This is a genomic window from Xenorhabdus koppenhoeferi (assembly GCF_900116635.1).
GTDB lineage: Bacteria > Pseudomonadota > Gammaproteobacteria > Enterobacterales > Enterobacteriaceae > Xenorhabdus > Xenorhabdus koppenhoeferi.
The window spans coordinates 73,533-95,868 of sequence record NZ_FPBJ01000006.1; the positions used below are offsets into that span (position 1 = coordinate 73,533).

Genomic DNA, 22,336 nt, shown 5'->3' on the forward strand with positions numbered 1-22,336 from the left:
AATGAATATTTTCGCTATTTTTCAAATTACAGATTAAAAGATAAAAGGGATATTTCGGAGAAATTTAATACAAATTTAATACTAAAATAGGTTTACTTCCCTTCTCCGTCCGCCCACAATTAATCACATGATCCCGCTGTAAGAGAATATTATGAGCCATTTTTTCGCCCAGATATCCCGCCTAAAATTAATCAACCGTTGGCCGCTTATGCGAAATGTGCGTACAGAAAATGTTTCAGAGCACAGTTTGCAGGTTGCTTTTGTCGCACACGCACTGGCAGTAATCAAAAATCGTAAATTCAACGGCAATGTCAATGCAGAACGAATAGCTCTGCTCGCAATGTATCACGATGCCAGTGAAGTAATTACAGGGGATTTACCCACTCCAATTAAGTATTACAATCCGCAAATTGCTCATGAATACAAGCAAATAGAAAAAATCGCTCAGAAAAAATTACTGGATATGTTACCGGTTGAATTGCAGGATGATTTTCGCCCTATTCTGGATGCACACCATCATACCGAAGAAGAAAACAGTATTATCAAGCAGGCAGATGCGTTATGTGCTTACTTAAAATGTCTTGAAGAACTTTCGGCAGGCAATAGCGAGTTCAATCAAGCCAAAACCCGTCTGGAAAAAACGTTAACAAAACGCCACAGCGAAGAAATGGATTATTTTATGGATATATTTGTACCCAGTTTCAGCCTCTCTCTTGATGAAATCAGCCTATGAACCTAGTTTCGTTCAGCTAACAATTTGCTCGGTTGTGCTAAAAACTATCAGATACCGAAGCATTAAAATGGAAAAAGTACCGGAATAATCGCGATGCTAATTCCCATGACAATAAATGTGAAAGGTATACCAATCTTCAGAAAATCTGCAAATCGATATCCCCCGGGCCCCAGTATCAATGTATTAACGGGAGATGAAACAGGTGTCATAAATGCCGCCGATGCTGCTACACCAATAATCATCGCAAAAGGCAGTGGGGAAACAGACATCTGGTTTGCTGCTGCAATGGCAATCGGTGCCATTAATACCGCCGTCGCGGTATTGGAAATAAACAACCCGATGACAGCACAAAGCACAAACAGACACATCAGCATCACCTTCGGTCCCATATCGCCTGCAATATCCATTAATCCACGGACGATTAGCTCAATGCCTCCCGTTTTCTGCAATGCCAGCGCAAAAGGCATCATGCCGACAATCAAAATAATACTCGGCCAGTGGATTGCCCGATAAGCGCTCTCCATATCAATACAGCGAAATTTGCCCATCAGCAGACAAGCAATCAGCGCAGCAATAAAGTTTGGAATTTCATTGGTCAGCATCATGGCAACCATCAAGGCAAGGCAAAACAGCGCATGAGGTGCCTGTGATGCAGCGGGAGCGGCGCTTTCTACCTCGGCAGGTAAATTCAGGACAATAAAATCCGGTGTTTTCGTTTTCAATGCACGAACCAGCCTCCAGTCGCCAATTACCAGCAACATATCACCAAGCAACAAAGGTTCATCGACTAATTTCCCTTCCAGCGCCTTGCCACCACGGCGGATACCTACCACATTAAGGCTATAGCGTGTACGGAATTTCATGCTACGCAAGGATTGCCCCAATAAATCCGATTCAGGTATCACAGAAATTTCAGCCATACCAACATCGCGGGATTGCGATGAAAAATATTCCCCGCGTAATACCATCGGTTCTAGCTTCTGCTCACTACAAAATTCCCGTAAATCGATATCACTTTCAGACATATCCACCAGCAGAACATCTTGCCGCTGAAACTCAATATTCCCGGTGGCTGCAATAATCACTCTGCGGAACTTACGCCAGCGTTCAATACCAATAACGTTAGCACCATAACGGGCACGTAATTTCAGTTCATCCAGTGAGTGACCAATCAAGGGTGAATTTTGACGAATGGCAAGACGACGGGCGCGACCCGATAATTTATAGTCACGGATCAAATCACGAAATGTGCGATGATAGCGTTCGTCTACTGTCTGCTGAGTTTCTCCTCCCAGCCAGCGACGGGCGAGCAACATATAAACCACACCTGCCAGCAACACTAAAATACCTATCGGTGTAATGGAGAAAAAATCAAAGCCCCGCAGACCTTCACGCACCAGTTCACTATTGACAACCATATTGGGCGGCGTAGCAACCAATGTCATCATGCCACTGATTAAACCTGCAAACCCCAATGGCATCATCAGCCGTCCCGGAGAAGTTTTCATTCTGGTTGCCACGCTTAAAACAACAGGAATGAAGATTGCCACAACCCCGGTTGAACTCATGAAAGCTCCCAGTCCAGCAACCGAGAGCATTAACCAAACCAGCATCTTGGTTTCACTGTTGCCAGCAACACGAACCAGCCAGTCCCCCATCTGATAGGCAACACCTGTCCTCACCAGCCCTTCGCCAATAATGAACAGAGCGGCAATCAACAACACATTGGGATCACTGAAACCGACAGTGGCTTCACTTAATGTCAGAGTGCCACTCAAGACAAATGCGATGATCACCAATAAAGCCACAACATCCATTCTGACTTTATTGGTGGTGAAAAGCACAATGGCTATTAATAACAGGGTTAATACCCACAACAGTTCGCTATTCAATCTGGCCCCTATCAACGATACCTTTGAACGATACAAACGTTAATAGAGTAAGTAGACCATTTTTATCAAGGAAAATCCCACGTTGCGATCAATAAACTCCCTGATTTTTGGTATATGCCCTTGCGTTATCTTTACATTCTTCTGGCAGCAATCCCAGCTTCTGGGCACCCAATAGATAGTGAATCAATCAGCGTAAAGAAAAGAGTTGTCCAACTGCTTGAATGCACGTTTAAGCAATTCAGCCAACGAGAAATAAGTGGGAACATTTTCCACAGGTGCCATTGCTATTCCTGCTTCCGCAAACTTTTCCCGGATTTCATAAAACCATTTCAGCAATCCTTCCGGCAAAGGTGTTGCTGCTCGTTTTCCCAGCCACCACAATCCTTGCAGCGGTAAACTACAAGCAAACAATGCCGTTGCAACCGATGGGCCTAACTGCCCACTCAGTGCAATTTGCCATGTCAGCGTAAAAATTGCCAATGGCGGCATAAAACGAATGCCAAAGCGAGTTGCCTTAATCACACGGTTTTCTGGAAACACAGGTGCAAGCTGCTTTTCCAGTGGCCATGTTTTCAGATATCGCTGCCCTGACTGCATTCGCTTAAACCAACCTTGGTTGACAGGGGGAGTCGTATTCATCATGACCTCAATCAATTAAAGGTATAGTTTTTAAAAAATCCCTACAAAAGATAAAATCTTTTTTGTAGTATTAATACTATTAAGTATATTTTGTCTTTATTGCTAGCAAACGGTATCCTACACAGACTTTTATGTTGTTACAGCAGCAAAACAGAAATTTTGGCCTTTTTAGCAACAATCAGGTTCGTTTGTTAATAAATTATTTTTTTAACATTGTTCTTATTTAAGATTAGATCACAACAAGATAATAGGTATTTCCATGTCAAGTAAGCTGGTACTGGTTCTTAATTGCGGTAGCTCCTCCCTGAAATTCGCTATCATCGATCCTTCCAATGGTGAAGAATATCTTTCTGGTTTAGCAGAGTGCTTTAACCTGCCTGAAGCCCGTATTAAATGGAAAATGGATGGCGCGAAAAATGAAGCTGCTTTAGGTGCCGGCGCAGCACACAGCGAAGCGCTGAACTTCATTGTTAATACTATCTTGGATGAAAAGCCAGAACTTTCCGCACAAATTTCAGCCATCGGTCACCGTATCGTGCATGGTGGCGAGAAATTCACTTCATCCGTGATTATCACCTATGAAGTTATCGAAGGCATTGAAGCAGCGATCCCATTCGCACCACTGCACAACCCTGCTCACCTGATCGGTATTGCAGAAGCGAAAAAAGCATTCCCTCATCTGGTTGAGAGAAATATTGCTGTATTTGACACCGCATTCCATCAGACTATGCCTGAAGAAGCCTACCTGTATGCACTGCCTTATAACCTGTACAAAGAGCATGGAATCCGTCGTTACGGCGCACACGGTACCAGCCACTTCTACGTTTCCCGTGAAGCAGCCAAGGCTCTGAACAAACCAGTTGAAGAGCTGAACATCATCACCTGCCATCTGGGCAATGGTGGTTCTGTTTCTGCGATTGTTAACGGCCAGTGTGTTGATACTTCTATGGGTCTGACGCCACTGGAAGGTCTGGTTATGGGTACCCGTAGTGGTGACATCGATCCAGCTATCATATTCCACCTGCACGATGCGATGGGCATGACTGTGGCTCAGATCAATACTCTGCTGACCAAAGAGTCTGGCTTCCAGGGTCTGACCGAAGTGACCAGTGACTGCCGTTACGTGGAAGATAACTACGAAACCAAAGCTGAAGCTAAACGTGCCATGAACGTTTACTGCCACCGTCTCGCTAAGTACATCGGTGCTTACAGCGCACTGATGGAAGGCCGTCTGGATGCAATCATCTTCACCGGCGGTATTGGCGAAAACTCCGCACTGGTACGTGAACTGACCATTAAGAAAATTGCTCTGCTGGGCTTCGAATATGATCACGAGCGTAACCTTGTTGCGCGCTTTGGCAAATCAGGCGTTATCACTACTGATAACAGCTGCCCTGCTTTGGTTATCCCAACCAATGAAGAGTTGGTAATCGCTCAGGATTCAGCACGCCTGACCGCATAATATACCATATCGCATTGAGTCATCTTTATTGACTGACGAGCAACCGTTAAAGAGGTTTCCGTGTCCCGTACAATTATGCTAATCCCTACCGGCACTAGCGTTGGTTTAACCAGTGTCAGTTTGGGCGTTATTCGCTCCATGGAGCAAAAAGGCGTTCGTCTGAGCGTTTTCAAACCTATCGCACAACCACGTCAGACTGGTTCTCAGGATCAGACTACTTCCATTATCCGTTCACACTCCAGCATTTATGCTGCGGAACCTATGGATATGGCACACGTGGAATCTCTGCTGACCACCAACAAAAAAGACGTGCTGATGGAAGAGATCGTGGCGCGTTACCACGAAAATACCAAAAATGCAGAAGTTGTTCTGATTGAAGGCCTGGTTCCGACTCGCAAACATCCGTTTGCTCAATCCCTGAACTATGAAATCGCCAAAACACTGAACGCTGAAATCGTATTTGTTACTGCGTTGGGCACTAATTCCCCGGAACAGCTGAAAGAGCGTATTGAGCTGAGCCGTGCAGAATATGGTGGTATCAAGAACCAAAATATCATCGGTGTTATTGTTAACAAACTGAATGCACCTGTTGATGACCAAGGCCGCACTCGTCCAGATTTGTCCGAAATTTTTGACGAATCGACTAAAGCAACTGTTGCTTATGTCGATCCGAAAACCATTTTCAAAAATAGCCCACTGCCCATTCTCGGCTGCATTCCATGGAGTTTCGACCTGATCGCCACCCGTGCAATTGATATGGCTAAGCACCTGAAAGCAGACATCATCAATGAAGGTGCTATTGAAAGCCGCCGCATTAAGTCCGTGACTTTCTGTGCCCGCAGTATTCCTAATATGCTGGAGTACTTCCGTCCGGGTTCTTTGCTGGTAACTTCCGCTGACCGCCCTGATGTCCTGATCACTGCATGTCTGGCTGCCATGAATGGTGTCGAAGTTGGCGCAGTCTTACTGACTGGTGGTTACTCAATTGATGATTCTATCCGTGAACTGTGTGAACGTGCATTCAGCACCGGCCTGCCAGTTTTCACCGTGAACACCAATACATGGCAGACTTCTCTGAACCTGCAAAGTTTCAGTCTGGAAGTTCCAGCAGATGACCACGAACGTATCGAAAAAGTACAAAACTACGTTGCACAACACATCAGCAGCGAGTGGATAGATTCTCTGGCTGCGGCTTCAGAGCGTCCAAACCGCCTGTCTCCACCAGCATTCCGTTATGAACTGACCGAACTGGCTCGTCAGGCCGGCAAGCGTATCGTTCTGCCAGAAGGCGACGAACCACGTACCGTCAAAGCAGCGGCTATCTGTGCTGAGCGGGGCATTGCTGAATGTATCCTGTTGGGTGATCCAGAAGAAATTCGCCGTGTGGCGGCCGCTCAGGGCGTTGAACTGGGTGCTGGTATTGAAATCGTTAACCCGGCAGCAGTACGTGAGCATTATGTTCCGCGTCTGGTTGAATTGCGCAAGAACAAAGGCATGACCGAAGTTGCTGCTCGTGAACAACTGGAAGACAACGTTGTTCTGGGCACCCTGATGCTGGAACAAAACGAAGTTGACGGTCTGGTCTCCGGCGCAGTTCATACTACCGCTAACACCATTCGTCCGCCATTGCAGCTGATCAAAACCGCGCCAAACAGTTCACTGGTTTCTTCAGTCTTCTTTATGCTGCTACCGGAACAAGTACTGGTTTACGGAGACTGTGCAATCAACCCAGATCCAACCGCAGAACAACTGTCTGAAATCGCTATCCAGTCAGCTGACTCTGCAAAAGCATTTGGTATTGAACCACGCGTTGCCATGATCTCCTATTCCACCGGTAACTCTGGTGCGGGCAGCGATGTTGAAAAAGTTCGTGAAGCAACCCGTCTGGCACAAGAAAAACGCCCGGATCTGATCATTGACGGACCATTGCAGTACGATGCCGCTATCATGGCAGACGTGGCAAAATCCAAAGCGCCAAACTCACCGGTTGCTGGTCAGGCGACCGTGTTCATCTTCCCAGACCTGAACACAGGTAACACCACTTACAAAGCAGTACAACGCTCTGCGGATCTGGTTTCTATCGGGCCAATGCTGCAAGGTATGCGCAAACCTGTTAATGACCTGTCTCGTGGTGCATTAGTTGATGACATCGTTTATACCGTTGCCTTGACTGCAATTCAGGCAACTCAGCAAGAAATCGCTTGATTTTCTAACAGAATAAATTAGTCACACGAAATACCTCCATGCTTTTAGCATGGAGGTATTTTTTTGTTATGGCTTTAGCAGTATACGTTCGAGGTTCGAGTATAGGTGAGATTTTACGAGGGTATAACAATAATCAGGTTTAGAGAATTTATTAAATTTATTTTTCTGTTTCTTTCCATTCTGCTTGCTGTTCTTGACGTTTTCTGATTCGCCACAAGACTTCTAATATCACAAACCACACAGGTGTGCCATATAACGCAATACGGGTCTCATAATCAAATACCATAATCACTACCGTAAAGGCAAAAAATATCAACGTACACCATGTCATGGGAATACCCATTGGCATTTTATAAATGGATTTTTTATGTAAATCAGGGCGTTTCTTACGATAAGCCAGATAAGCAAGCAATATCATGCACCAACTGTAAATGACCATGATAGCGGCGACAGTTGTAACAATAGTGAATAATTTCATCACATCGGGAATGATAAACAGCAGAAATACACCGCTTGCCATGCAGATAACAGAAAATATCAGGCTGAATATAGGAACAGCACTGCTTATCGAAAGTTGCCCGAATTTATAATGAGCCAGTTTCTCTGTAGACAGGCCATAAAGCATTCGAGTGCAGGCGTATAGGCCACTGTTTGCTGAAGACATCGCCGAAGTCAGTGCCACAAAGTTAATCACCGCAGCCGCAGCAGGTAATCCAGCCAATGCAAACAATGTCACAAACGGACTCATTTCCGGTGAAATATGAGGCCAGGAAGTGACAGCAATAATACACATCATGGAAAGTACGTAAAAAATAATGACTCTGATGGGAATGCTGTTGATGGCTTTCGGTAAAACTTTCTCCGGCTCTTTGGTTTCAGCCGTCACAGTACCGACCAGCTCAATACCGGTAAAAGAGAAAATGGCAATCTGAAAACCGGCAAAAAAACCAAATAGACCATTTGGCAGAAATACTTCAGGTTCCGTCAAATGACGTACAGAAGCTGTCACGCCATTGGGTGAAGTCCATCCCACAAACACCATGCCCACGCCAACGATAATTAAGGCAACTATCGCCACCACTTTGATCATGGCAAACCAGAATTCAGCTTCACCAAATAACCGTACAGAGAAAAAGTTACAAAAGCACATCAGTCCCAAAACAAACAGTGCCGTTAACCAAAGATAGCTGTCCGGGAACCAATACCGGATATAACCGCCACAAACCACAACATCTGCTATGCAACTGACAATCCAACTCATCCAATAGGTCCAGCCCAAAAAATAGCTGGCTTTGTTCCCCAGATAATCTGCTACGAAATCAGCGAATGTCCGGTAATCCAATTTAGTGAGCAACAATTCTCCCATTGCCCGCATGACCATGAAAGCAAAAAAACCAATCAGCAGATAAGTCAGAATAATTGAAGTCCCTGATACTGCTATAGTTTTCCCCGTCCCCATAAATAAACCAGTACCAATGGCTCCACCAATTGCGATCAATTGAATATGACGTCTACCTAATCCACGGTGGAGTTTTTGGGCACCTGCGGATTGCTCCGCAGATGTTTTTAGTGATCTCGTCATCAAGGACCTCTATGATTTTATTTTTATATTTTTTGTCTTTCAAACCGCAGTCTTATGAACTACGGCCCGAAACCGATTAGGTATATCTGGATTGATTACGTTAATTGCGCCAGCAATAGACCCGCCCGCAACCCAATAGCAACATGGGCATTAGGGAACAGAATAAAATTTGCAGGAGAGGCTATTTTCCAGGAGTGATTATGCTGACTGGCAATTTCGAAACCCTCCGCCAAAACGGTAAAATTTTTCGTATCCTCTGGGATATTCAGCCGGAAGTTATCATGTTGTTTGATAATCGCATCAACCACACGATAACATTTGAGCGCGGGTTTATTCCGTTTAACAATAAATGAACCCGCGACCAAATTCCGTAAGGCTTCGGTTATGTTACTGAATCTTGCCAGATCGTTTTGCCCAAAAGGCAATGCCTTGCCTATCTCCAGTGTGCAACTGTCTGCATTGAAATATTCGCTGGTAAAGTGGCTGAACGTTCCTCCCACTGCATTATGAAATACCACGGCATCAATATCACTAGCTTCCAGCCATTGTAAAAAATCAGCAGCATATTCACGTGTTTGGTACGGCAACAGAGCAAATTGCTCATGACAGGAACCCCGAATCGCTGTATGGAGATCGAGGTGCCTGCGTCTCTCTGATGCCATGATTGCGGGCTGGCTAAGGAATTGGTGGACAACTGCTTCCAGCTCTATCGCACGGCGTGTCTCATTCCCTGCCGGAAAATTTTTATAGCGACCGCCAAACATGCGATTAAGATCATTATCGAGATACCGCAGCCCCTCACGCATGGCAGGTAAGTTACCGAAGATCAACAGGAGATTATGTTGTAACGGCAGGTTTCCCTGAGCCAATTGTGACAATAGTTGAAGCAGTATTTCCACAGGCGCAGTTTCATTACCATGTATTCCGGCTGAAATGATCAGCGTATCGGTATTTTTCTCCTGTGAAAGCGTTTGTGATTGTTTTTCTGGAACCGGCTGTTCTTCCGGAAATAACTGTAATACGCCTTCCACTAACCAGGATGACTTGATATTTGGCGGAAAATACAAGGTATTTTCAATTTTGTTTTCAAGCAATAAATTCAGTAAATCCATCTCATCTCCTGATTAGCGCTGAAAATCATAGATTGAACCGAGTCTGAGGATTTGTGTCAGTTCATCAAGTGCGCTGTAAACTTCATTCAATAATTGTGGATCAGCCAGATCAGCCGCATACAGAGAATCACGATAATGGCGTTCAATCCATGAAGTCAGACGCTGATACCGTTCTGGTGTCATCAGAACCGCCTGATTCACTGCTGCCAGCTCTTTTTCGTTCAAGACGACCCGAAGCCGCAGACAAGCAGGCCCTCCCCCGTTGTGCATGCTTTCCCGCAAATCAAAGAAATGAAGTTTATTGATAGGCGCGTTTCCCCCTGCAATCAACTTTTGCAAATAGGCTGAAACATGATGATTTTGACGGCACTCTTCCGGCAGAATCAGCATCATGTTGCCGTCGGGTTGGCTCAGTAACTGGCTGTTAAAAAGATAGGACTCCACAGCATCCTGAATGGAGACTTGTTCTGTCGGGACTTCAACCGTTATTAATGTCTGCCCCAACCGGGCCATTTTTTCCCTGAGTTCAGTTAATACCGACTGTTGATTCAGAAAAGCCTGCTGGTGATAAAAAAACACATTGCGGTTACTGACAGAAATCACATCGTTATGAAAGACACCACCATCAATGGCAACCGGGTTTTGCTGGGCAAATACGGTTCTCGCTTCTTCAAGTTGATGTAAACGAGCAACAGCCTGGCTGGCTTCCAACGTCTGCCTGGCGGGATAATGTTTAGGCCCAATGCCGTCCTGCAAGGCTTTGCGGCCATAAACAAATAACTGCACACCCGCTTCACCATATTCAGCGCAAAAACGGTTGTGATTCGCTGCTCCCTCATCGCCCCAATCTGCATGTTGCGGCAAAGGGTCATGGTGGACAAAACAATCCTGATCCGGAAAAACGGCTTTCAGCGCCCGTGCAGTGGTCGTGCTTTCAAGCGAACGGTGCTGCTTGTTATTCAAATTGGCCACAGTAAAGTGAACATGCTGGTCAGCACTATCAGCCGAAGGTGATACAGTTGCTGCATTGGCTGTCCACATAGAAGATGCAGAGCTGAGGCTGGCCAGTAACGGGAGTGAATATCGTGCTGCTTTGTTCAATATCTGCCCATCACTCCCCGTAAATCCTAATTGCCGCAATGCCGGAAGACAGGGACGCTGTTGTGGGGGCAAAACCCCCTGCACCAATCCCATATCAGACAGCGCCTTCATTTTCATCAATCCCTGAAGTGCGGCTTTGCGGGGGTTAGATTCCTGCCCCTTATGATTCATGGCAGCCTCATTGCCTGTCGACAACCCAGCGTAATTGTGAGTCATCCCCACCAGACCATCAAAATTTGCTTCAATTCCCGACATAATCACCTCTGACATCCTAAAAAACTCAGTCCCGGCACCGGCGTTTCAGGTAACACTACATTGTCAGCCGTCAGGGAAGCCATCGGCCAGGCACAATAATCCGCCGCATAATAGGCACTGGAACGGTGATTCCCCGAGGCACCGATGCCACCAAAAGGTGCCTTGCTGGATGCCCCTGTTAACGGTTTATTCCAATTCACGATCCCGGCCCTCGCCTCCTGCAACAACTTCTTGAACAGGCTGGCATCAGGAGAAATCAGGCCAGTGGCCAGCCCAAACTGCGTATCATTCGCAATGGAAATGGCTTCGTCGAAAGTGTCGTAACGTCTTAATGTCAGTAAGGGGCCAAAATATTCTTCATCAGGAACACTTTTGGCATTTGTCAGATCAATGATGCCCGGTGTCATAAAGGTTGAATGAGGATCGGGCTGTGTCAGAGTCAGCAGAGAAACGCCGCCCAATGCCAACAATTTAGTCTGGGCTTCCAGCAGATTCTCTGCGGCAGCCAGCGAGATTACCCCGCCCATAAAAGGCTGTGGTTCAGCATTCCAATGCGCTGGAATAATCTGACTTGCAGCATCAAGTAACCGTTGGATCAGCGCATCACCTTTTGCCCCTTGTTTTACCAGTAACCTGCGGGCACAAGTACAGCGTTGTCCTGCGGAAATAAACGCAGATTGAATAATGGTATAAACGGCAGCATCAAGTGAATCATAGTCATCCACAATCAAGGCATTGTTACCGCCCATCTCCAGCGCCAACATTTTTCCTGGTTGACCCGCCAGTACACGATGGAAGTGGAATCCGGTTGCCGCGCTGCCAGTGAACAACACGCCGTCAATTTCCCGGTTATCCAGCAATGCACCGCCAGTTTCCTTGCCTCCCTGAACCAGATTCAACACCCCAGCAGGTAACCCCGCTTTTATCCACAATTCAACGGTTTTCTCCGCCGTTATCGGCGTCAGCTCACTGGGCTTAAATACCAGTGTATTACCGGCAATCAATGCCGGAACAATATGCCCGTTAGGTAAATGACCGGGGAAATTATAGGGACCGAAAACCGCCATCACGCCGTGGGGACGATGCTGCAATATTGCTTTGCCATCGGGCATAGTCGTTTCGGAATACCCTGTCCGCTGTTCCCATGCTTCAACGGAGATAGCAATTTTACCTACCATCGACTGGACTTCTGTCCGGGTTTCCCACAGTGGTTTGCTGGTTTCCTCACTGATCACACGGGCAATGTTTTCTTTTTCCTGTGTCAGCAAATCAGCAAATGCCTGAATAATTGCAATACGTTGTTCAACCCCCAACCCAGACCACGCAGGAAATGCCTTGCGGGCTGATTGGCAAGCTTCATCCACCTGAGAAGCAGAAGCACCATTTGCCTGCCATAAAACTCGCTGGTCAACAGGAGAATTTTTAATAACGGGCAGACCTTGCCCTGCTATCCATTCACCGCCAATGTAATTTGCCTGATGATTCATTATGAAAACCCTCAATTGTGAAAGCGTTTAGGAGAACAGAGAAACAAAACGTACCGAATCGCCATCATCCAGATGGAGTGCCTCCATTTCCTCGGAAGTCAGCCCCAGTTCATCACTATCCTGAGGAGCAGAAATATGCAGGAGAAGTGCCTTGAAATCCTGAAAATGCAGATTAGAAATAATGTACGGTAGTCCATCCTGTGATCGGGACACATTGGCGCTTCTTTTAACATGTACAAGCCGGCTGGCTTTGATTGTACGCACGTTATCTATCTCTGCGTCCAGAATGGCACCGGCATCAAAAATATCTACCGCCTCGTGGTAAGCAAACCCCTCTTTTTCCAGAATAGCGCGCGCAGGCAAAGTATTTTCATGCACTTGTCCGATGGCTTGGCGCGCTTCTTCTGGCAACAACGGGACATAAATTGGATGGAATGGCATCAGTTCTGCAATAAAAGTTTTGGAGCCAAGCACCGTCAAATAATCGGCTTCGGCGAAAGGTACATTAAAAAAGTGCTGCCCCAGTGCATTCCAGAAGGGAGATTCACCTTGCTGATCCACGACTCCGCGCATTTCCGCAAAAATGTGTTTTGAGAACAAGTGCCTGAACGCAGCAATAAACAGAAAGCGACTTCGGGAAAGAAAAACACCATTGCTCCCCCCATGATAATCAGGGTCAAGGAACAGCGTACACAGTTCACTGCATCCAGTATAATCTTGCCCCACTATCAGCGTTTCAAATGTGTTGTAAATACCTAACTCACGGGAGGAACGTACTGATCTTTGTACGCGGAAATTGTAGAAAGGCTCTTCCAGCCCGACCGCAACTTCCAGCGCACTAACACCAACAACGCGATGCTTTTCCGTGTCTTCCAAGGTAAATAAAAAACCTTGTTGTGCTCGCCCCTTTGCATCGTTAAAAGAATCAATGCTGCGTGAAATCCGTGCCGCCAGATATTCCTGATTATTCGGTAACGTCGTCAGGCCGACGCCAGCACGGGACGAAAGATTGAGGATATCCCCTAAATCTTCATGTTGAACGGATCTAAATAGCATCATGGTATCACCTCAAATCGGCTTTATTCCTGAACAAATCGCTTGAGGGCGTTTTCAAGGCGGATGAAACCGTCATTGATATCCTGCGGTTCAATGTTTAACGCAGGAGCAAAACGCAACACATCAGGGCCGGCAATCAGGGCAATTAATCCCTCCTCCGCAGCTATATTGGTCAGGGTTTTCGCCTTGCCCTGATATTTTTCATTTAGCTCAGCCCCCAGCAATAACCCTTTACCGCGGAGTTCACTGAAGATTTGATAACGTTGATTAAGCTCGGACATCCGACGGATAAATTCATGGTGACGCTCTTGCACGCCAGCCAGAAATGCCGGCTGATTCACCACTTCAATCACTTTATTGGCAACGGCTGCTGCCAGCGGGTTTCCGCCGAATGTTGTACCGTGAGAACCCGGCTGGAATGCTTCTGCGATAAACTGCCTGACCAACATCGCGCCAACCGGGAAGCCGCCACCAAGCCCTTTAGCCGTAGTCAAAATATCGGGTTCTACATCAGTTTCCTCATAGGCATATAAGTAACCGGTACGTCCGATGCCTGTTTGAATTTCATCAAAAATCAGCACTGCCTGGTGTTGATCGCACAATTCACGCAATGCTTTCAGAAATGCAGGTTCAGCAGGGATCACACCACCTTCACCAATAATAGGCTCAACAATGACAGCACAGGTGTTTTCTGAAATATGCGCTTTGATAGCATCAATATCGTTGTATGGAAGGTGGGTAATTTGTTGTGGCAGAGGAGCAAAGTCCTGAGAGTATTTTGGCTGGCCTCCGACCGTTACAGTAAATAATGTTCTACCGTGGAACGAATTTTCGAATGAAATAATTTCGCTTTTATGACTGCCATATTTATCTAAAGCATGTTTTCTGGCAATTTTTAATGCAGCTTCATTTGCCTCCGCACCGGAGTTACAGAAAAAAACCTTATCTGCGAATGTATTTTCAACCAGGTATTTTGCTAATTTTAAAATAGGTTCATTGGTGTAACCGTTACCAATATGCCATATATTTTCCATTTGAAATATTAATGTATTTTTTAATTCATCATTAGCATGACCTAATGAATTAACGGCGATTCCGCCTGCAAAATCAACGTATTCCTTCCCAGCCTGATCCCATACACGAGAGCCTTTTGCCTTGACTGGAATAAATTTCGCGGGTGAAAAACAGGGAACCATGTACTGGTCAAACCAATTTCTTTGAATCGTATTCGTCATTAGTTTTTCCTCAAATAATTAGGATAAAAAATTAAATTCTATATTATTAAATATAATTTTTTATTAATGGATTCATTTAGATTATCTATTCAATGTTTTGATTAGTTTTCAATGATGCTTTTACAATATACTCTCTTGCAATATCTTTTTTATCTTTTTTGATTGATAATTAATCCCATAATCTCTTTGGGTTTTAACAAAGTCAACACAATAAAATCACAATGAATTTACTTTATGATGTTTTTCACAATTTATAAAAATGACTCTATTTTCAATTTATGCATCGTTTATGCATAAAAAGATAAATATAAGCAGATGCAGAACAGAATCCAACCTAAATGAAGTAATTTTGTTCAATAGTTATTCATAAATCATGACCATAACTTATGGTGATGGTCTAAAAAATATGTTTGCAATTAACAAATTTTACTCTACATGTCTATAATATTATTTAAAATCAAAGTATTAAATAAAATAATACCAAGAATAACTATCAGAGAACTGTTTTTTCTTACCGGATACAGTAACTGTTAAAAGATGTGCTGGCTTCAGGCAGGCGATCTTATCAGCGATATTTTTTACACACATGTCAGGTATCACATTGTTCGTGAAAAGTACTTCAGTGAAAAGTACTTCAATAATATTATCTGGTGTGTTAAGTCAGTGGATTAACTGTACGGTAATATACACATCGTCTTTCAAGTGCAGTTTTGTTGGCTACGTTCATTTCCCTCAGTCAACACGTTGATTAAATAAAATTGAACAATTATGGCATTTCTGTATTCCTTTTACTGAGAGGAGTAAGTAAGTGCCCTAACATTCTGAATGCTTATTTATTTGTTGAAACATTATTGAATACAGTTTTTTCGCAACCCGCAAAATAATAGTAGAGAGTGGAAAAAATAGATGAATTAAACTTATTAAATTTTATTTAAAAAAATTACATTAATGTAGTTTACATTATTATTGGAAGGTTCATAATGATACTTAAATCAAAATTTTTCAGTATATTAGACTCAAGAATAGAAGAGCCATTGACCCGGCTCGCTTGCTATGGATCAAGCCCAGAGGTAGCGTCAGGCACATTTAATGTTAAAGATTACATCACTATCAGAGAAGTTGGACATCAAGATGCTATATATTTTGTTAATAAAATAAGAACGAATATCATTAATGGTGATTGGCTTATAGAGCCGAAACAAACAGAAGAGTTAAATAAAGACCAGAAAAATTGGTATTCACGAGGTAAAATGACCTACAGATTACTTTGTGATATGAATGATATTATATACAGTAACTTTGACGGCATTTCAAATACAATAAACCATTATTTTTATGTTATGTTTTATCAAGAAACACCAATTGGTATATTGATGCTCACCAATGATTTTCTAAGAATCACAGAGCCGGCTAAAATTCAGGATTTCATTATGCATATCGGTATAAGACGCTGTGGTATATTACTGATAGAGCATGCAGTAAATAAATCAAACGAACTAGGTAAAAATGGAAATATCAAATTGACACCAGCACCTAATGCCAGAGATGTTTACCGTGAATATGGTTTTAGTTTTAAAGAAGGCCATATGTTATTAGAACCTGATCAAAATGAAAAATGGGGGTTTCGTAATGAAAAATATTATTTTATGGCAGGTTGCAATTACTGATTACTTAATTTTTTCATTGGGTACTTCCTGTCATTCAATTTAATTAAACCCAATGTATACCCATTGGATTTCAAGTTGAAACTAAAAGACGAAGTGTATATTTATTATCTTACACTAAAACATAAAGTGGCTACCAAGCCACTTTATTGAACAAAAACAGCTAATTGATGATATAGCATTGTGATTATGATAGTATTTTTATTTACGTGTAAAAATATACCTAAGATAATTTATCTACTTAATTAAATTAGGTTACCATTTACATTAGAAAATATTTTTAATTTAAATTATATTTATTAATATTGCCATGCTATAAATCACGCTTGCAGTTTGATCAGAAAAAAACAACCATAGTGGATTGTGTAAACAGATATATGAATTTTCATATTAATTATAACCTTTGACAATGGCTTGTTTTTTATGACTCTGATAGCTTATTTATATCGTCAATCTTGGGTGTTACTGCTGGTATCGACAATAAGCGCATTAATTAGTGGGTTTGCCGGTGCTTCTATAGTTGGCATGATCAGCCAGGGTGTTACAGAACAGATCAACCTGACTATGTTTCTTTTAGGCTTTTTTGGTATATGCTTTATATTTTTTATTACTAAAACTGTATCAGAAATCACATTATCTCATTTAGCACAAGCTACAATTTATTCATTGCGTCTGAGTTTGAGTAATAAAATTCTACGTGCTCCACTAAAAAAACTGCATAAACTTGGGCGACACGGCTTATTGGCAGTTTTAACTAAAGATGTCGATGTATTTGTACACTCCTTTATGCTGGCACCCAGCGTTTTTGGTAATGTCACCTTAATCTTGGCCTGCTTTAGTTATTTAGCCTGGATATCCTGGGAATTGTTTGTCATTTTGGCTATATTAAGCCTTATTTCAATGTATCTGTTTTATATATGGGAAAAATATCCATTACACCTGATGACATTAATGCGTGATCAAGTGGATAAGATATACCTTAATTTCCAAAGCCTGATTGATGGCAGCAAAGAACTACAACTCAATAAACAAAAAGGCAATCTTTTTATCGATAAAGTTATCGCACCAGCAGCCAAGGTATTCCAAGAGATCTGTATCAAAGCGAATTCCAACTATGCATGGGTCATAAATGCCAGTTCCGTCACCTTCTATGTCACTATTGGCATCATCGTTTTTGTCGTTCCTATTTGGCTTCCTCAAGAGCCATCAACGCTATTTACTGTCTCATTACTTGTTCTCTTCTTATCAGGTCCTATCAGCGAAGTGATTGGGGCAATCCCTGAATTAAGAGAAGCAGAAGTTTCATTGAATAAAATGCGCCGTCTTGACGATGAGTTAGAAGAAGCTATGTCCGTGCAAGCTGAAGGTTCTAATCCATTCTATAATCAACACTCAATGGAACTTGAGCTGAAAGATGTCGTCCACCATTACACGACGGATAAAGAGGATCGACAGTTCGCACTCGGCCCATTGAGTCTGAAAATATCACAAGGTGAAATTGTTTTTATTGTCGGTGGTAATGGTAGCGGTAAAACAACACTCGCGATGTTACTTATCGGTTTGTTTGAACAAGAGTCCGGCTCTATTTCACTCAATGGGGTAAAAGTCACACCCGCCAATAATGAACATTACCGCCAATTCTTTTCCGCTGTCTTTTCTGATTATCATTTATTCGAGCAATTGCTCAATAGTGATTCGGACGTTACCGAAAAAGCGACACATTATATTGAAGCATTAAACATGGCGCACAAAGTTAAAATCGTTGATGGTGGTTTTTCCACAACCAATCTTTCGGCAGGTCAACGGAAACGGCTGGCTTTAGTCTCGGCTTATTTGGAAGATCGTCCTGTTTATCTGTTTGATGAATGGGCCGCAGACCAAGATCCCGTATTTAAACGTTTATTCTATACTGAATTATTGCCTGAATTAAAAACTAATGGTAAAACTGTCATCATTATCAGTCATGATGATGCTTACTTTGATGTTGCCGACCGTATTATAAAATTAGAAGATGGTAATATTAAAGAAATAAGCAATAAAATCCATTAATCCATTTAAAAACAAAATTAAGTGAAGCTCATCACAAAGAGCCTAATAATATAGGCTCTTATTTCACTTTCTATATCCAATGTATTTTGAGTTAAAATATGAAGGAAAAATCACCAAATCTAATAAAACTTAATACATATATACCCATTGGATTTCAAGATGCAGCGCGACGGCAAGGAACGAATCCCCTGGAGCATAGATAACTATGTGACCGGGGTGAGCGAGCACAGCCAACAAAGAGGCAGTTTGAAAGACGAAGTGTATAACACCCATAATAAAATTAGATGCGTTAGAAAAACATTATTATAAATGTGGAATAAAATAATTTAATGTAGAATCATCTAATATCGTACAGAACCTAATCCCTTTCGGAACTGAAAAGGAATTAGGTGACACATTTAAAATAAGACTGTTCTTTTTTATTAGAATGGTCAGGTATTTTTATGTCGTTTGTTCTGGGTGTGCCAAAACTTCTTACTAACAGAAATAGATTATCAATCTATTTCGGAGAGTTATTTTTATTAGTTTAACTTCAAGTGTGATTTTTTGTTTTATCAGTTCTCATGTTTTCATTTTTAATATACCCATAAAAAGGGAGCTATAGAATGAATTACCCTGAAAAATTGAAATCATTTCCTTTATCGGAAGCGCAAAGTAGCCGCTGGTTTCAATATCAAATTGACCCTGACAAACGCGGTCAAAATAATAGTGCATTTTGTGCTCGCATTAAAGGCCTAACAGCCAAACGATTAGAAGAAGCTCTCAATAAATTAGTGCAAAGACACCCACTACTGCGAGCAAGTTTTGGTCTATATAACGGCAAACTGGGTTATTGCATAGCCGATAATTGTAAAATCACACTTACCGTACATAATGCTCAACATCTCAGTGAAAAATCGCTTCAACAACGAGTTCAGGACGATTGTTGGCATCTGTTCAATTTAGAACATCCCCTTCGGGTTTATGCCAGTTGGTACCAGTGCAATCAACAAGAAAGCGTGATGGTACTGACCTTTGACCATATGGCCGTTGATGGCTGGTCTTATTGGATACTACTGGATGAACTCGATGCACTGCTTTCTGGTAAACCTCTGGAGCCTGAATCAGAAAATAACTTTAACGATTATGTGGAATGGCAACAAAAATGGCTAACAAGCGCCAGTGCTAAAAAACAACAACAATTTTGGCAAGATAAATTAGCGGGTAATTTAGCTGTATCACAATGGCCGCCTAAAAACCACGTCCGGCCAGCCACAGGGAAAATCGCTTTAAACAAAATCCTGCACCCCTCACTGTCACATAAACTGCAAACGATGGCACTTAAGTATGATAACAGCCTGTTTGCTATCCTGCTTGCTGCATACCAAATCCTCCTGAGCCACTACACCGAACAGGACGACATCATCATTGGTTCTATTATGCCGGGCAGGGGCCGTGCCCGCTGGGGAAAACTGGTCGGAGAGTTTATCAACCCAATCGCTTTACGCAGCCAGATAGACGGCGATATGACAGTACAACAGCATATCTTACAAGCGGCAAAAACTATCCGTCAGGGTATTGAGAATCAAAAATATCCCTTCACTAAGGTACTGGAACAACTGCAATTACAACGCAATACGGCAGTCCACCCTGTTTTCCAAACCGTCATGATCTTCCAAAAAGCCAGATATGTCGGTGATCTTACCGCTCTCTGGATGGCAGAAAACCATGATGCCACAGTACAGTGGGGTGATGCGGAACTACGGCCTTTTCCTTATCTTTTCTATGCCGATATACCTGTTCCGTTAATGGTCAATATTCTGGAAGTCGGTGATCAGGTTGGTTATGCCTTTTATTATGATACCGCAGTATTTGACGATGAATTCATCTCCCGACTCATGCAAAATCTTGCCACTGTGCTGGAAAACATGGCGGATGACGAACAACAGTCGGTTAATCGTTTGCCATTGATGAATGAACAAGAACGCCGGCAAGTGCTTTATGATTTCAATGACACCGGTAAATCTTTCCCGCAACACGCTTTGATCCACCAATACATTGAGCAGCAGGCAGAACGCACGCCTGATGCAGTTGCCCTGAGTTTTGGCGATGAGCAACTCAATTACTCTGCATTGAACCAACGTGCCAATCAACTCGCCCATGCCCTTGTCAACGCTGGGGTTCGTCCCGATAACCGTGTTGCCATCTGCATGGAGCGCAGCCCGGATATGGTCATTAGTCTGCTGGGTATTCTGAAAGCCGGTGCCGCCTACGTACCACTCGATCCTGAATATCCCACAGACAGACTCGCCCATATTCTTTCAGACAGCAGTCCGGTGGTTCTGCTGACTCAACACGGTTTACAGGATCAGTTGCCTGTCACCGACATTCCTGTCTGGGTTCTGGATAATTCAACGGAACAAGACAATATAAACCGTCAGTCCAGCGAAAACCCTGTGCCTGCACTTTTGGGACTCACCTCCCGCCATTTAGCCTATGTCCTCTATACATCCGGCTCTACAGGCCTGCCGAAAGGCGTGATGGTGGAACATATCAATGTAGTGAATCTGCTTCTCTCAATGCAGGACATACTGCATATCACTGCCGATGATACGATGCTCGCCTCGACAACCATCGGCTTTGATATTGCCGGTCTGGAACTCTATCTGCCCTTGATCAGCGGCAACCGCATCGTTTTAGCACCGCCAATGGCGGCCAGAGACCCTCAGAAACTCGCCACGTTAATCACAACCCAGAATATCAACATCGTGCAGGCAACCCCCTCGGCCTGGCGAATGTTACTCGATTCCGGCTGGGCCGGCGCAAACATTAAGGCAATCAGTGGCGGAGAAGCCTTGCCTGACGAACTTGCCCAACGTTTAAAAGAAAAAACCCGTAGCCTGTGGAATCTGTACGGGCCGACAGAAACCACAATCTGGTCAACCGCATCCGCCAATCTTCTGATAAACCAGCAGGACGGGCACCCTCAATCTCAGATAACCATCGGCCGACCGATAGCCAATACCCAAATTTACATACTGGATAAACACAACCAACCTGTTCCCATCGGGGGAACCGGAGAAATTCACATCGGCGGAGCCGGCGTTGCCCGGGGTTATTTCAATCGCCCGGAACTGACCACAGAGCGCTTTATTTCTGATCCATTCAGTCAGTCCCCTGATGCCCGTATGTATAAAACCGGGGATTTGGGACGCTGGCTACCGGATGGCAGTCTCACCTATCTGGGACGCAATGATTTTCAGGTAAAAATTCGCGGATTACGCATTGAACTGGGAGAGATTGAAGCCCGACTGATCCAATGTGCTGATATTCGTGAAGCCGTTGTTGTCGCCCGTGAAAGCGGGAGCGGAGATAAACGTCTGGTTGCCTATGTCATCCCGCATCAAGATTGTTTGCCGGGCATTAATCAACTGCGTGAGCAATTAAGCAAAACACTTGCCGATTACATGATCCCAAGTGCGTTTGTGATGATGGAAGCGTTTCCTCTCACGCCAAATGGCAAACTCGATCGCAAGGCATTGCCTGCCCCTGATCATTCAGCCATGTCAACCCAGGAATATGTGGCACCGGAAGGCGAAACCGAGGAGCAATTGGCAGCTATTTGGCAGTCATTACTGGGACTAGACCGGATAAGCCGCTATGACAACTTCTTCGAATTGGGCGGGCATTCTCTGTTGCTGCTACAGCTACAATCAGAAATCAAAAAAACATTTGATGTTGAATTATCCCTCCATCAACTGTTTTACCACTCCACTCTCTGTCAACTTGAAGAATGTATCATCGACTCTCTATTGCTGCAATTTGATCCAGAGTCTCTGCAAGATATTTATAAATCAATTAATTAGCATTTAATTTACTTTGTTT

At 43.6% G+C, this 22,336-nt stretch carries 14 protein-coding genes; 6 read left to right on the forward strand and 8 right to left on the reverse strand.

Going from position 1 to position 22,336, the window contains the following annotated elements; translation table 11 throughout:
• Window positions 1-151: 151 nt before the first annotated feature.
• Complete coding sequence (gene yfbR, locus BM329_RS03375) at window positions 152-733, forward strand: 5'-deoxynucleotidase (protein ID WP_092548899.1); 582 nt, start codon at window positions 152-154, stop codon at window positions 731-733.
• Between the two features lie 62 nt (window positions 734-795).
• On the opposite strand, the gene BM329_RS03380 is transcribed toward yfbR, so the two are convergent.
• Both BM329_RS03380 and yfbV read right to left on the reverse strand, forming a co-directional pair.
• Window positions 796-2,625, reverse strand: coding sequence for an SLC13 family permease (locus tag BM329_RS03380; RefSeq protein ID WP_092548902.1), 1,830 nt, complete (start codon window positions 2,623-2,625; stop codon window positions 796-798).
• A gap of 183 nt (window positions 2,626-2,808) precedes the next feature.
• Window positions 2,809-3,264, reverse strand: a complete 456-nt coding sequence (gene yfbV, locus BM329_RS03385) for a terminus macrodomain insulation protein YfbV (protein WP_092548905.1) — start codon at window positions 3,262-3,264, stop codon at window positions 2,809-2,811.
• 259 nt (window positions 3,265-3,523) lie between these two features.
• Here yfbV and ackA point away from each other — a divergent pair, with 259 nt between their 5' ends.
• Both ackA and pta read left to right on the forward strand, forming a co-directional pair.
• A complete protein-coding gene (ackA, locus tag BM329_RS03390; protein ID WP_092548908.1) occupies window positions 3,524-4,726 on the forward strand; it encodes an acetate kinase in 1,203 nt (400 codons plus the stop codon).
• A 60-nt stretch (window positions 4,727-4,786) separates the two neighbouring features.
• Window positions 4,787-6,931, forward strand: coding sequence for a phosphate acetyltransferase (gene pta / locus BM329_RS03395; protein ID WP_092548911.1), 2,145 nt, complete (start codon window positions 4,787-4,789; stop codon window positions 6,929-6,931).
• A gap of 157 nt (window positions 6,932-7,088) precedes the next feature.
• Here pta and BM329_RS03400 read toward each other — a convergent pair whose 3' ends face one another.
• From BM329_RS03400 to BM329_RS03425, 6 genes are all read right to left on the reverse strand, one after another.
• Window positions 7,089-8,513 (reverse strand): amino acid permease, encoded by a 1,425-nt coding sequence (locus BM329_RS03400; protein ID WP_092548915.1) that lies wholly within the window; start codon window positions 8,511-8,513, stop codon window positions 7,089-7,091.
• 95 nt (window positions 8,514-8,608) lie between these two features.
• Window positions 8,609-9,625 (reverse strand): succinylglutamate desuccinylase, encoded by a 1,017-nt coding sequence (gene astE, locus BM329_RS03405; RefSeq protein WP_092548918.1) that lies wholly within the window; start codon window positions 9,623-9,625, stop codon window positions 8,609-8,611.
• A gap of 12 nt (window positions 9,626-9,637) precedes the next feature.
• Window positions 9,638-10,981, reverse strand: a complete 1,344-nt coding sequence (astB, locus tag BM329_RS03410) for an N-succinylarginine dihydrolase (protein ID WP_092548921.1) — start codon at window positions 10,979-10,981, stop codon at window positions 9,638-9,640.
• A gap of 2 nt (window positions 10,982-10,983) precedes the next feature.
• On the reverse strand, window positions 10,984-12,468 hold the full coding sequence (astD, locus tag BM329_RS03415) for a succinylglutamate-semialdehyde dehydrogenase (RefSeq protein WP_092548924.1): 1,485 nt from the start codon (window positions 12,466-12,468) through the stop codon (window positions 10,984-10,986).
• 27 nt (window positions 12,469-12,495) lie between these two features.
• Entirely contained in the window at window positions 12,496-13,527 is a 1,032-nt protein-coding gene (astA, locus tag BM329_RS03420; protein WP_092548927.1) for an arginine N-succinyltransferase, read from the reverse strand.
• A 20-nt stretch (window positions 13,528-13,547) separates the two neighbouring features.
• Window positions 13,548-14,759 carry an aspartate aminotransferase family protein gene (locus BM329_RS03425; RefSeq protein WP_092548930.1) on the reverse strand — a complete coding sequence of 404 codons (1,212 nt, stop codon included), beginning with the start codon at window positions 14,757-14,759 and terminating at the stop codon, window positions 13,548-13,550.
• Window positions 14,760-15,739: 980 nt separating this feature from the next.
• Between BM329_RS03425 and BM329_RS03430 the strand changes: the two genes are divergently transcribed.
• From BM329_RS03430 to BM329_RS03440, 3 genes are all read left to right on the forward strand, one after another.
• Window positions 15,740-16,426, forward strand: a complete 687-nt coding sequence (locus tag BM329_RS03430) for a hypothetical protein (RefSeq protein WP_092548933.1) — start codon at window positions 15,740-15,742, stop codon at window positions 16,424-16,426.
• A 420-nt stretch (window positions 16,427-16,846) separates the two neighbouring features.
• Window positions 16,847-18,472, forward strand: coding sequence for a cyclic peptide export ABC transporter (locus BM329_RS03435; protein WP_092548935.1), 1,626 nt, complete (start codon window positions 16,847-16,849; stop codon window positions 18,470-18,472).
• Between the two features lie 605 nt (window positions 18,473-19,077).
• Entirely contained in the window at window positions 19,078-22,317 is a 3,240-nt protein-coding gene (locus BM329_RS03440; protein ID WP_092548938.1) for a non-ribosomal peptide synthetase, read from the forward strand.
• Window positions 22,318-22,336: the final 19 nt, after the last annotated feature.